The following is a 12489-nucleotide window of genomic DNA, read 5'->3' as shown; positions in this document are numbered from 1 at the left end:
TCACCCATAAAACATGACTGGTGCAGCAGGTCGTGCTTTTCACAGGCATGGCCGCCGAGATCTGCTGACTGCCAATAACAATGTTTATTGCCTGAGTTTATTCATCAACATGAGGTCACTATGCAAAGGCAGAAGTTATTTAAGCAGATAGCACTGGCTATCATCTTAGGGATATTGATTGGCTGGGCTTGTCATCATTTTCTGGATGGCGCACGAGCAAAAGAAGTTGCATCATACTTCAACATGGTCACCGACATCTTCTTACGCATGATCAAAATGATTATTGCACCGCTGGTGTTTGCTACCCTGGTTTCCGGGCTGGCAAGTATGGGCAATTCATCGGATGTAGGCCGTGTCGGCCTTAAAGCGATGACCTGGTTTATTACCGCTTCAGTGATTTCACTGCTGATCGGTATGTTGTTTGCCAACATTTTCCAACCGGGTGCAGGCATGAACCTGACCGCGCCAACAACGGCGGTTGCTACTGGCCTGAATACCGATGGTTTTACGTTGAAGAGCTTCATCAGTCATATCTTCCCGAAAAGCATCGTGGAAGCCATGGCGAACAACGAAATCCTCCAGATTCTGGTGTTCTCTCTGTTCTTTGGTTCTGCGCTGGCCTATGTCAAAGCAAAAAACAAAGCAGCCACTACCATCGATTCATTGATTAATGAACTGGCTAAAGTGATGTTCCGCGTCACTGACTACGTGATGAATCTGGCGCCTATCGCCGTTTTCGCTGCGTTGGCCTCTGCTATCACCACCCAAGGTCTGGGCCTGATTTATGACTTTGGTAAACTGATTGGCGAGTTCTATATTGGTCTGGCAGTGTTGTGGGCGGTATTGTTTGGTGCTGGCTACCTGTTCCTCGGCAAACCGATTTTCCATCTGGCTAAACTGATTCGCGAACCCACCATGCTGGCCTTCGCTACGGCAAGCAGCGAATCGGCTTATCCTAAAACCATGGAAGCACTGAACAAGTTTGGTGTGCCGAAAAAGATCTCCAGCTTCGTGTTGCCGTTGGGATATTCCTTCAACCTCGATGGCTCAATGATGTACCAGTCTTTCGCCATCCTGTTTATCGCGCAAGCCTACAACATTGACCTGAGCATCACTCAGCAGATCCTGATTCTGTTAACACTGATGATCACCAGTAAAGGCATGGCGGGTGTTGCACGCGCCTCCGTCGTTGTTGTAGCGGCAACGCTGCCGATGTTCAGCCTGCCAGAAGCCGGTATTCTGTTGATTATCGGTATCGACCAGTTCCTGGATATGGGCCGTACTGCGACTAACGTAGTGGGTAACATTATCTCCACCGCCGTGGTTGCGAAGCTCGAACAGAAGAATGGATTGATTGAAGATGACGTTGACGAAGAAGTCGAATACGACGAAGTCAAAGTCAGCTAAACCATCAAGATCAGTGAAATAGCACACAACTGAAAAGCGGCCCTTGGCCGCTTTTTTTATGAACGCAATCGCGTGTCGCTAACTAATGATTTAAGCTTTTCATGTAGCGCCAAAATTTTTCAGATGCGACATTAAGTTTGGCATTCATTCGATACAGGTAAACCCCCATGCGCATTACCGCATCGGGCATATCCAGCACCGCCAACTCCCGATTTTTAAGCTCTTCGCGAATGGAGTAATCCGGTAACCAGGCGATACCGTAGCCCTGCAACGTCATGCGCTTAAGCAAGTCGCTCATCGAAGAAACAAACGTTATTGAAAAACGCTCGCTGTTGATGGCGGAAAGATAGCGGTTCACCTGCCGTCCCATATAGCTGGTATCGGTGTAGTTCAACAGCGGCACAGTTTCTGCTCGGGGATTAAAAACCGGCTTTCCGGTTTTATCACAGGCGCTCAACGGATAGAGATGGGATTCGAGGATCTTGGTGTGCATAAAAGGTTCAGACATCAGTTCTTCATTAAAGAAGGAAAAAATAAAATCACTTTTCCCCTCTTTAAGGTTTAGAACAGCCTCATCGACATCGATAGATTCCACATAGAATATTTTTTCCTGTGGCTCTGGCACTGTTTTTAACAGTTCGGGAAGAATAAATACCGAAAGTGAATGTGCGGCGGCCAGGGTGATTTTATTTTTATAGTGACTTCCACCGTGTAATTTATTCAACTGATAGGCCAGATCGTCGAGCGTATTACGAATATGGGCGTGGAACAGACGCCCTTGCTCGGTCAGTTTTAACGGCGTGGCATTTCTGTCAAATAACTCAATACCGATGGCCGTTTCCAGCGCACGAATTCGACGACTGAATGACGACTGGGAAATATTGCGTTTTTCCGCAGCCAAGGTAAAACTGCGATGTTCTTCCAGTGCAATAAAGTCATACAACCATTTAGTTTCAATGTTATTAAGCACAACTCACCTCTTTTCATCTTCACGCCGCGCAGCGCCTGACGCTACGACCACTGTCGCTGTGGCGCCTGCGCAGTGACACAGCCAGGAAAAGCATAGCCACCCGGCTGGCTATGCAAATCATACATAGGGGATGGGAATTTAGCAATTCACATTCCGGCTGGTTGTGCGAAGATATTTTCAATTCCTTCAGGTATTGAGGTTAATAAGGTGAATAATTTAATTGGTATTCTTGGTGGAATGGGGCCAGGGGCGACGGTTGATGCCATGCAAAAATTAATTAACAACACGCCAGCCAATAAAGACCAGGATCATATTCCTACGATTGCAGTATCCATTCCTGACATTCCTGACATTCCTGACATTCCTGACAGAACACAATGTATTTTGAACCATGGTGCATCGCCGTTGGATAAAATGGTTCAATATCTGAAAATCCTCGAAAACGCTGGCGCTGAGTGTATTATTATTCCCTGTAATACCGCGCATTTTTGGTTCGATGAATTAAAAAAACGCACGCATGTCGAAATGATCAGTATCATCGACACCACCTGCCAGTTGATTAAACAGCAACATTTGCACGCGGTTGGGTTATTGGCAACCACCGCCACGTGCAAAGCAAAAATTTATCAGGATAACCTTAGCGCACTGGGTATTGCCTGTCAGATTCCCGATGACACAGCACAACAGGCGGTGATGGAAAGTATTTATGCCTACAAAGCTGGCCGCATTGCCGATGCACATCGACTTCTGACCCCAGTCAGAGACAGACTGCTTGATGCGGGTGTGGAAAAACTGATTCTCGGGTGTACTGAGCTGCCGTTAATTCTGCAACAAGATATGGCATCAGCACCAGAACACTATATTGACGCAACGGATGCACTGATCAAGAAAACGGTTGAGTGGTACTTCGCCCACTCTCCGCGCCATCCCCACCATCAGGGTACGCCCCATCACCCGATTGCCGCCTGAAAACGGCATCGCCCCCTACGTAAGCATCCTGGTTGACCGCGATAAAGGGCGTTAAATTGCCCTGATTTTCGCCTCAACGCAGAAAAAAAGGGCGATTTGACTAATCTCTCAGCAAACGATCGCCCTTTGCATGTTCTTCCTTTGACATCCCCGCAGCACGCCGTTATTATGCGCCCCGTTCACACGATTCCTCTGTAGTTCAGTCGGTAGAACGGCGGACTGTTAATCCGTATGTCACTGGTTCGAGTCCAGTCAGAGGAGCCAAATTCAAAAAAGCAGATGTCTTCGACATCTGCTTTTTGCTTTTGGATTCAATAAAATAATCTAACAATCCTTTCCCGACACATACTTACTTTGCCCTCCGCATCGGTTGAATGTGGTGGTCAGATTTGGGGCTTTTCTGGTTCGATAACGGAGTGCCCCTCAAATAGCGCCCCAAGGTACTTCTGCATAGCGGCTAAAGCGCTGCACAATCGACCTCATCGTGGAGCACTTATCCAACCCGATACCGTCATGGTTTTTGCTAATGAACAGGTGGGAGTATAATCATAATCCCCTCATTCAGTTACGTCATGGTCATCGATACCTTGCGCGCGTTGAAGGAAGGCGATATTCGCTACTGCGAAAAATGAGATCTCACTTGCGATGAGATAATTACATTAATCAGGGAAGATATGTCACATCATACAGATCGTCTGGAACAGTCGCTTTGGTGCTTCGGGTTGCCTGTACTCTGGTACAGTATTTCAATCTTCAGCGGAGTTGGGCTCTATCGCGGTATATCGATTAATCCAGCCTACTCGTTAGTTTTTTTTTCATTGCTGGCTTTTATTATCATTGTGCCATTCTGGTTTCTGTATACGAAACGGTATGGATTACTCCCTCTTGGGCTTTTTTCCTCTCCTTTGATGCTTAAGCTCGCCGGTGTTTTGCTGCTCATTTTGCTGCTGACAAGCATGATGATGTCAAGTGAAGAGCGCTGGGTACAGCAGATGGCTGATTTTTCGAAACAAGGATGGCTGAGTGTTGTATTGGCGATGATCCTTTTCAGTCCCATCGTTGAAGAGATCGTTTTCCGCGGTTTTTTACTGCAAGGACTTATTACGTGGTTGCCTAATCATCGGTTGGCTTGTTGTATGCTTGTGTCGCTGATCTTTGCTGCTGCGCATACACAATATACATCCACGGTAACGCTGACTGAGCTAATCGCAATATCATTGCTGCTGTGTTATGCACGTCTGACCAGTAAAGGGTTGCTGATGCCAATATTGACACACATGCTAGCCAATACAGCCGTTTTACTGTTCTTGTATACCTCCACCGTCTGATTTAAGGCTTGGATACGATGCTTTATGGCCGTATGGGTTTATTTGGCATAACTTCCCGGCCTCGTGCAGGGCGGCAATTGCAGCCCTGAAGACGCAAATTTCAACAAACGCAGACCTCTCCTGAGCATCATTGATTTCAATGTTCAGGCTTGGTTCTGCTCTTGGAATGAATACGGTACAACACATCATCGAGCCCATGTTCATCCCCCACTCTCTTGTGATGTGGAAGATTGGATTAGGGTTGTCCCCCAGCGAAGATTAACGCCTCACCTGCGGAGGTTGCTTTAATCACTTTAACAGCAACCGTACGCCCAGCCAGACCATAATTCCCCCGCTTAATTTGTCTATGAACTTACGGTACTTGATGTAAGCCTGACGGGGTCTGTCGGTTGATAATAAAAAAGCGACGAAGGCATACCAGAGCATATCAATCGTGAACGCCAGTAAGGGCAAGACGATATACATGGCAGGTTGAATATCAGTGGTAAGCGCTGCGGAGAAAATACTGGCAAATACCAGAGCCGTATGGGGATTGCTGATTTGCGTAATGATGCCTGTTGCAAAGGCCTTTAACGCGCTCATTTCGCCTATAGCGGTTGGGTCAATAAACCGCTTCGAAGGACTACGAAACATTTTCAGCGCCAGCCATAAAAGATAACAACCGCCAGCAATTTTCAGCCCCGTGTAAAGAGACGGGATCATCGTTAGCAGAGCATGCAGACCCGCTAACGCGACAACAGCAAAGACAAGCGCACCAAGGCCCATACCCGCCGCCACGGACAGTGCTGCATGCCGCGAACTGGACATGGCCGTACGGGCAACAAGCAGAAAACTGGCCCCTGGACTCATTGCCCCTAAAAGGATTGCGACCCCAATCGCAGAGAGTGCAATCAAATCATCTGGCATAAACTTTCTCCACGCATGCTATAGGTTTAGTCGGTCAGTGCAGTGCAGGGCACTGCGTGAACAGTACACCTCATGACCAATTTTCAATAAAGTAACATAGCACGGCGTTAGCAACGACCCCCTCTGGCACAAAGCTGGCTGCTGCAGGATTCACAGTCAGCTTTGAGCGAGAAGCCGACCTTCTCGATAATTTCCAGCCTGATGTCCTGAATGTTTTTGATGATAAATCCTGCACATGCGAGGCGGACGACAGTTATCAGGTCGGTGAGTGCAGAACAATGATCGCATATAATAAAACGACACAAACTACCGTGCCGATGACTAGCCGGCTCCCCTCGTTCATAACATCTCCCTTTTGCACGGCTATTCAAAAATAGATAACCGTTATGATAAGGTGTTGAGGCTGAGTAGATTGTGTCATTTACTCACCATAAACGGTGCCTTTACCCTTTTTCAGGCAATGTAATGAGAAAAAAAACACGCGAGACGCGCTGGACCAGTTTGATTTATCCATTCTTGACATATTACAGGTGAATAACCGCCTCCCTCATTCGGCCATAGCCGAAAAAATTGGACTTTCAACGCCCTCAGTCCAACGCCGTATCAACAAGCTGGAGGCGAAAGGAATTATCAGAGCCAATATTGCTGTCCTCGACCCAGCTAAGGTTGGTAATCCCGTTACGGCAGTTATTGAATCACGTCTCGTCGAGGATCGGAGCATCGTAATGGACAGAGCCAAACGGTATTTTCGAAGCGTCGACGAAATTCAGCAGTGCTATTTCGTTAACGGTGGCGTGTCATTCATCATCATCATGATTGCCCGAGACCTACAGCACTTTGAGCATCTTGTCAGGCTGCACTTTGCGGATAATCAGGACATTTTGACCTACCGGACGCTAATTGTGCTCGATCCTGTTAAAACGGGAATGAAGGTTCCGCTGTTCGATTTGGAAGACTGAGCCAGAACGTCAGGGTCATGTGCGTGGACGGGCGAACAACGCACAACCGCAACAAGCGGACATAACGGCCAGAATGCCTCCACACTGCGTTAAACTTAACTCTTCACGCAGGATAATCCATCCTGCAAGCGCACTGATTGCCGGAGAACCGCTCAGTAAAACGCCGAACACACGGGAGGGAAGCCAACGCATGGAATACATATCCAGCAGGAAAGGCAGCATGCTCGACAGGATCGCCACGCAAAGCCCAGTAAGAAGCACACCGGGTATGAGCAGAGCACTCCCGGCCTGAGCAGTGCCAAGCGGTACCGTAATCAGAGCAGCAATAGTCATACCTGCCGCAACAGAGCGCCCGCCGCCGCCTGACACTCTTCTGCCAACAATGACATAAAGCCCCCAGAAAAATGCCGCCGCTATAGAATACGCTACGCCACGGATATCAATGACATTATGTATATCGCCTGCCGCCAACAAAAACATGCCCAAAGCGGACAAAAGGATCCATAGCAAATCTGTTTTTTGCCGGGACGTCAGCAGAGCAGCTACCAAGGGTCCCATTACCTCAATTGATATGGCGATACTGACGGGAATATAAGCAAAAGCACGGTAAATCAGTAGGTTCATCAGGGCGAGTACGATGCCATACATGATTATTGATACCCACGATATCCCGCTATTGCGTAATGTCCACGGACGAAACACGATAAGTAGAACAATGGCTGAAATGCCAAGGCGCAGCGCGGCCACGCCTTCGCTACCAACAACGGGGAATAGTGTCTTAGCAAACGCTGCACCTGTCTGAACCGAAACCATTCCAGATAAGGCCGCCAGAAAAGGAAGATTTTGATTTTTATGCATGAGGACGTCTTTCAAAAAAGTGGAACTCAAAATTTTACAGAGCCGGCATGATTAGTTTTCTCTTTAAAAACTGGCTTAATGAGTTTTTTGATTATGATTTACCAGCACTCCGACAGAAAAACTCATAATCGGCAGAGTCATGTCAATACCAGGCCGTTCGGGGTTGTTTTCGAAACCGATGTCAGTTGCGAAGGGGTGGTATACATACATGTACTGACAATGTCCGCTAACTGAGATGGAACGTCCGTTCCTGGCACGAAGCTGCCTGTCACGCTATGACTGGACATCAGACATCGACAGACAGCTTTGAGCTAAAAGCGGACTCTGCGGACGCTTTCGTGCTAATTCCAGCACTCATAATGCCGGATTAGGATTAGTCAGTTGGCTTGAAGCGTCTCAATTAACGTAACTTCAGACTTCAATCCTGGCATCATAACTTCCAGCCCGTCTGTCAGCATTTTTCCTGCCTCATAAAGCGCTTCGAGTGGCATCTCCGGCAGGCTTTCCAGTATGAACCACATGTGTTTATCTGAAGAACTCAGCCGGGTTCTTATTCCCTGTCGCCAGTTCCAGCGACGACAGGTGACCCCCGTGTCGTCACACCAGATGACTTCCCCTGCTTCGGGGTTCTCCACGTATGGCTGGCCATCTTTGAGGGTGTCAAACGGTTCACTGCCATCGGCAATAATGAGTTGGGGTGAACCGCAATAGGCTTCCAGATTTTCACCACCGACAGGCACGGCATAGCGCAGACTGACTGCGTTATAAAGGTCTACCACCGGGTCAAGTGCTGCCATAGACCCGCCGCGTATCACTCGCTTACGAAGGGCTTCAGCTGAACAAGGCGTACGTTTGGGCTTTGCTCCGAAGGCACGAAAAACCTTAGCCCATGCATCCAGGTGAACTTCAGCCCAGGCAGGTTGCCCGTAAAGTACGTATTCACAGGCTTTGCGAAGTGCTTCCTCACCTACGCTGGCGTTAACCAGCGGATCTGCAGATATGCTGATGCTCAGCGCGCGAAAGCCTGGAGCTAGACGAGCAACGTTAGCGCTAATTGACGGATAGGCTGTTAACATTCAATAATCCTGAAATGACCGTTTTAGATTATGATAATGACCAATGACCGATAAAGTCAATATAATGACCGGCTCAGATGCCAGCGTCATTAATGAAGCTCTATCCGCTTCTCTTAAGCAGTACCGTAGCCAGAATAAAATGTCTCTGGATGAGCTGTCACGGCAGGCTGGCGTAAGCAAAGGTATGCTCGTAGAAATTGAGGCTTGCCGGGCAAACCCCAGCATAGCGCTGCTCTGTAAACTGGCATCTGCGATGGGGGTCTCAGTGGCAGATATTGTTAATGTCGCCAGTAAACCTAGCATACATCTCATTGCCTCAGAGGATATTCCCTGCCTGTGGCACGGCAAAAATGGGGGAACAGCCCGACTGCTGGCTGGCACCAGCGGACCGGACATGATCGAGTTGTGGGAGTGGGAGCTGCATCCTGGTGAAATTTTCGAATCGCCCGGTCACTCTGATGGCACGTTTGAACTTTTACATGTCGTGAAGGGTTCACTGCAGCTCACTTTAGGGAAGGAAAGCCTGAAAGTGAGCGAAGGTTGCTCAGTGATTGCCAGAACAGATTTGCCGCATAGCTACAGCTGTGCCGAAAGCGGCTTGCTGAAGTTCACTATGACCGTAAGCGAACGGACACGCTGAATGAACAACACGCATAATTACTGAACACTTATTTGAGAGTTAAATTTGGCCTGCTGAAATTAAAAAATCTCGTTAAATACCACACGACTTGAAGTGGGCTTTAGCTTAAAGATCTCTCTCATACTCAATAGCATCTTTGATCGCAGTGAGGGCTTCGCTCAGTTGATTCATGCTGACGGAGCCAAGCGCGAGACGAAGCGCATGTGGCACATTATTTGTGGAGCAGAATGGTTCTGCGGTTGAAACTGAAATGTGTTGCTGCATCAGCCGGTGGACAAGCTGGTCAGCCCGTATCTCCTGTGGTAACGGTAACCAGAGAAAGTAGGAGCTGGAATGGCCTACCCATTCACAGTCAGAGAGTATTTTACGGGCCAGCGCCTGTCGCTGGCGTGCATCTCGTCTTTTCAGTGATTCAAAGCGTTGTATCGTGCCATCTTTTATCCATCCACAGACAATGGAGACCATAAGGGATGGTGTATTCCAGGTCGTCGCCCTTATAGCCCGTTCCAGTGCACCACGCATGTTTGCCGGGCAAAATACGGCTCCCACACGCAAACCTGTGGCAATACTTTTGGCGAAACCGGTAACATATACCGTTCTTTCAGGCGCATAGGCAGCAAGCGGCGGCGGCGGGCGGCGAACAAGAAAAGCATAGGCCGCATCCTCAATGATGAGCAGATCAAAGGTTCTGGCAATCAAAGTGAGTTTCTTTCGCTGTTCATCATTCAAAACCCAGCCGAGCGGATTATGCAGTGTCGGCATCGTATAAACAGCGCGGATGCGCCTGCGCTGGCAGATTTGTCTGAATGCATCTAGGTCCGGGCCATTTGCATGAGCCGGAATTGCCACCAGTTCCAGATGACACAATCGCGCCAGAGCTATAAAGCCGGGATAAATCAGCGCGTCCACAGCTACCACATCTCCGGGCTTAAGGAGCCCCATAACGGCAACGGTGAGGCCATGCTGTGCGCCATTCACAACCAGGACTTCATCGGCGGAAGGCTGGATACCGGCGGCATTTAGCCATGATGCAATGGTATCCCTGTCGCTTTGCCTGCCTGCGTGGGGCTGATATCGCAACAGGGAAGCCAGATCGCCAGAAGTGGTCAATTGCCTCATCGCGTCGCGTAGCCGTTCCGCCTGATCCGGCAGGGATGGGTAGTTAAAGTTCAGGTCAAGAACATCAGACGCGACCACGTGCTGATCTAACCCAAGCCCTGCTGGCAGCGAAATTTCCCTGACAAATGTTCCCCTTCCTGATTCTCCACTGACTAACCCCATGGCTTCCAGTTCAGCGTAAACGCGTGTAGCTGTTGCAAGAGAAATATGTTTTTCGACTGAAAGGGCTCGGTGTGTCGAGAGACGGGTGCCCGGCAATAAAGTGCCGCTTCGGATTGCAGTTGCAAACTCATCCACAATGGCTTTGTACCGGGCTTTCATAAATTGTATCCATGACAATTATTTGATTGTCATTAATGATGAGGCTTAGCATCAAGGGTGTCAACTTCAGTCACTGAAGTGTTATCCAAACGTTGAGAGGTCTGCTGTGGTAACTAATGTGGTAAATCAATCGAATCATGACCTGAGGTCGGGCTGGCTAAACGGTCTTGTTGGGGTTGTCATTTTTAGCGGTTCACTGCCCGCGACCCGGATTGCGGTACAGGAAATGGACCCATTTTTTCTGACGTTCATACGCGCCTCAATTGCCGGTTTGCTGGCAATTATGTTGATTCTTTTTTTTAGAGAGAAGCGTCCGACACGCAATCAGCTGTTTTCTCTGATTGTTGTATCCCTGGGCGTGGTGATTGGTTTTCCTCTACTTACTGCAATGGCGTTGCAGCATGTTACATCTTCTCACTCCATTGTTTTTCTGGGGCTTTTGCCGATGGCAACCGCTATCTTCGGCGTTATCAGAGGAGGTGAAAGGCCAAAGCTGGCTTTCTGGATTTTTTCTGCCATTGGCAGCGTGTTGGTGATGGGGTTCGCTCTTTCTCAGGATATCGCTATATCAGCAACAGGCGATTTGCTGATGCTAGCCTCGGTTGTGGTATGTGGCCTCGGGTATGCCGAAGGAGCAAGGATTTCGCGTGAACTGGGAGGATGGCAGGTGATCTGCTGGGCTTTAATCATTTCGCTGCCTCTGATGCTGCTCGCCACCATTGAAACAATGCCAGACGATATTGGCGTGATAAGTCTACAGGGCTGGATCGCGCTGGGATACGTATCTCTGTTCAGTATGCTGATCGGCTTTATTTTCTGGTACCGGGGACTTGTGGCTGGCGGTATTGCTGCTGTAGGGCAACTACAACTGCTACAGCCCTTCTTCGGTCTGGGACTCTCGGCAACGCTACTTTCTGAAAAGGTAAGTCCATTGATGATTGCGGTAACACTGGGCGTGATCCTCTGCGTGATGGGATCACGTAAATTTGCACATTAAGCCCAGACCATTTTACTCGCCTAACCCTCATCGCAAGGACAAAAAATATGTTCTCAGGATTCAGTGCCTTTCCCCTCACACCGTTAAAAAATGGGGATATTGATGAAACAGCCTTCACTGGGCTGTTGCAAATTATCACGGCTGCAGAAGTTGATTCCATTGGAGTCATAGGCTCTACAGGAAATTATGCCTACCTAACACGTGCTCAACGCTACCGTGCGACTGAAATTGCCGTGGAATTAGCAGGTTCTATTCCGGTCATGAGTAGTATCGGCGCTGTCAGTACGGATGAAGTGATCAGACTTGCCAATGATGCCCAGAAAGCGGGTGTTAAAGGCGTGATGATGGCACCGGTTTCTTATCAGAAACTCACGTCTGAAGAAGTCTTTGGTTTTTATGAACGTGTAACGGGCGAACTGTCCGTTCCACTTTACATCTATGATAATCCGGCCACCACGGGGTTCTCATTCGATGATGAACTTCTCATGAGATTATCTTTCCTGCCTAATGTTTCTTCAGTCAAACTTGGTTTTCTGGAAACGGATTTAAGTCTGGCCACGCAACGGATTGGAAAGCTGAAAGCGTCATTCTGTGAGGGGGTTACACTCGGTATCAGTGGTGATGGACGAGCCGTTAGGGGACTAATGGCCGGTTGTGACGTTTATTATTCTGCACTGGGCGGGCTGTATCCCCGTGAATTACTGGAGATGGCCCATTCAGTGCTGCGCGGTGATGTTCAACGAGCAATTGATCTCAATGCTTTGTTTGAACCCATCTGGGCTTACTTCAGCCAGTATGGCAGTCTGCGCACTATTGCCTCGATTGCAGAACTTCGCGGTCTTGTCCAGTCGCCCTGCCTGCCGTCGCCTCTGCTTTCTTTGACGGGGGAGGATAGAACCATGCTTGCCCAAATCATCAGTAAACTGGAACTCGAATAAT

Annotated in this window: 12 protein-coding genes and 1 tRNA gene; 8 read left to right on the top strand and 5 right to left on the bottom strand. The window is 48.7% G+C overall.

Going from position 1 to position 12489, the window contains the following annotated elements:
- Positions 1-120: 120 nt before the first annotated feature.
- On the top strand, positions 121-1407 hold the full coding sequence (locus K6K13_RS07200) for a dicarboxylate/amino acid:cation symporter (protein WP_222160157.1): 1287 nt from the start codon (positions 121-123) through the stop codon (positions 1405-1407).
- An 82-nt stretch (positions 1408-1489) separates the two neighbouring features.
- Here K6K13_RS07200 and hypT read toward each other — a convergent pair whose 3' ends face one another.
- Complete coding sequence (gene hypT / locus K6K13_RS07195) at positions 1490-2377, bottom strand: hypochlorite stress DNA-binding transcriptional regulator HypT (RefSeq protein ID WP_222160156.1); 888 nt, start codon at positions 2375-2377, stop codon at positions 1490-1492.
- A 207-nt stretch (positions 2378-2584) separates the two neighbouring features.
- On the opposite strand from hypT, the gene cuyB reads away from it, so the two are divergent.
- From cuyB to K6K13_RS07180, 3 genes are all read left to right on the top strand, one after another.
- On the top strand, positions 2585-3346 hold the full coding sequence (gene cuyB / locus K6K13_RS07190; RefSeq protein WP_222160155.1) for a cysteate racemase: 762 nt from the start codon (positions 2585-2587) through the stop codon (positions 3344-3346).
- Between the two features lie 188 nt (positions 3347-3534).
- Positions 3535-3610: transfer RNA gene (locus tag K6K13_RS07185), tRNA-Asn, on the top strand.
- A 410-nt stretch (positions 3611-4020) separates the two neighbouring features.
- On the top strand, positions 4021-4674 hold the full coding sequence (locus K6K13_RS07180) for a CPBP family intramembrane glutamic endopeptidase (protein WP_222160154.1): 654 nt from the start codon (positions 4021-4023) through the stop codon (positions 4672-4674).
- Positions 4675-4962: 288 nt separating this feature from the next.
- On the opposite strand, the gene K6K13_RS07175 is transcribed toward K6K13_RS07180, so the two are convergent.
- Positions 4963-5580 carry a LysE family translocator gene (locus K6K13_RS07175; protein WP_222160153.1) on the bottom strand — a complete coding sequence of 206 codons (618 nt, stop codon included), beginning with the start codon at positions 5578-5580 and terminating at the stop codon, positions 4963-4965.
- 530 nt (positions 5581-6110) lie between these two features.
- On the opposite strand from K6K13_RS07175, the gene K6K13_RS07170 reads away from it, so the two are divergent.
- Positions 6111-6539, top strand: coding sequence for an Lrp/AsnC family transcriptional regulator (locus K6K13_RS07170; RefSeq protein ID WP_252120440.1), 429 nt, complete (start codon positions 6111-6113; stop codon positions 6537-6539).
- A 15-nt stretch (positions 6540-6554) separates the two neighbouring features.
- On the opposite strand, the gene K6K13_RS07165 is transcribed toward K6K13_RS07170, so the two are convergent.
- Positions 6555-7397, bottom strand: a complete 843-nt coding sequence (locus tag K6K13_RS07165) for an EamA family transporter (protein ID WP_222160152.1) — start codon at positions 7395-7397, stop codon at positions 6555-6557.
- Positions 7398-7774: 377 nt separating this feature from the next.
- Positions 7775-8473, bottom strand: coding sequence for a B3/B4 domain-containing protein (locus tag K6K13_RS07160; RefSeq protein ID WP_222160151.1), 699 nt, complete (start codon positions 8471-8473; stop codon positions 7775-7777).
- 43 nt (positions 8474-8516) lie between these two features.
- On the opposite strand from K6K13_RS07160, the gene K6K13_RS07155 reads away from it, so the two are divergent.
- Complete coding sequence (locus K6K13_RS07155) at positions 8517-9113, top strand: helix-turn-helix domain-containing protein (RefSeq protein WP_222160150.1); 597 nt, start codon at positions 8517-8519, stop codon at positions 9111-9113.
- A gap of 105 nt (positions 9114-9218) precedes the next feature.
- On the opposite strand, the gene K6K13_RS07150 is transcribed toward K6K13_RS07155, so the two are convergent.
- The gene (locus tag K6K13_RS07150) at positions 9219-10553 is read right to left on the bottom strand and encodes an aminotransferase-like domain-containing protein (RefSeq protein ID WP_222160149.1); all 1335 of its coding nucleotides are present in this window, start codon (positions 10551-10553) and stop codon (positions 9219-9221) included.
- A 106-nt stretch (positions 10554-10659) separates the two neighbouring features.
- Here K6K13_RS07150 and K6K13_RS07145 point away from each other — a divergent pair, with 106 nt between their 5' ends.
- On the top strand, positions 10660-11550 hold the full coding sequence (locus tag K6K13_RS07145) for a DMT family transporter (protein ID WP_222160148.1): 891 nt from the start codon (positions 10660-10662) through the stop codon (positions 11548-11550).
- A gap of 47 nt (positions 11551-11597) precedes the next feature.
- The gene (locus K6K13_RS07140; protein WP_222160147.1) at positions 11598-12488 is read left to right on the top strand and encodes a dihydrodipicolinate synthase family protein; all 891 of its coding nucleotides are present in this window, start codon (positions 11598-11600) and stop codon (positions 12486-12488) included.
- The last annotated feature ends 1 nt before the right edge of the window (position 12489 follow it).

This window comes from Symbiopectobacterium purcellii (genome assembly GCF_019797845.1).
In the GTDB taxonomy this organism is placed as follows: Bacteria; Pseudomonadota; Gammaproteobacteria; order Enterobacterales; family Enterobacteriaceae; genus Symbiopectobacterium; species Symbiopectobacterium purcellii.
Note: the sequence above shows the minus strand (reverse complement) of the source record. Positions and strands in the feature narration are given on the sequence as shown.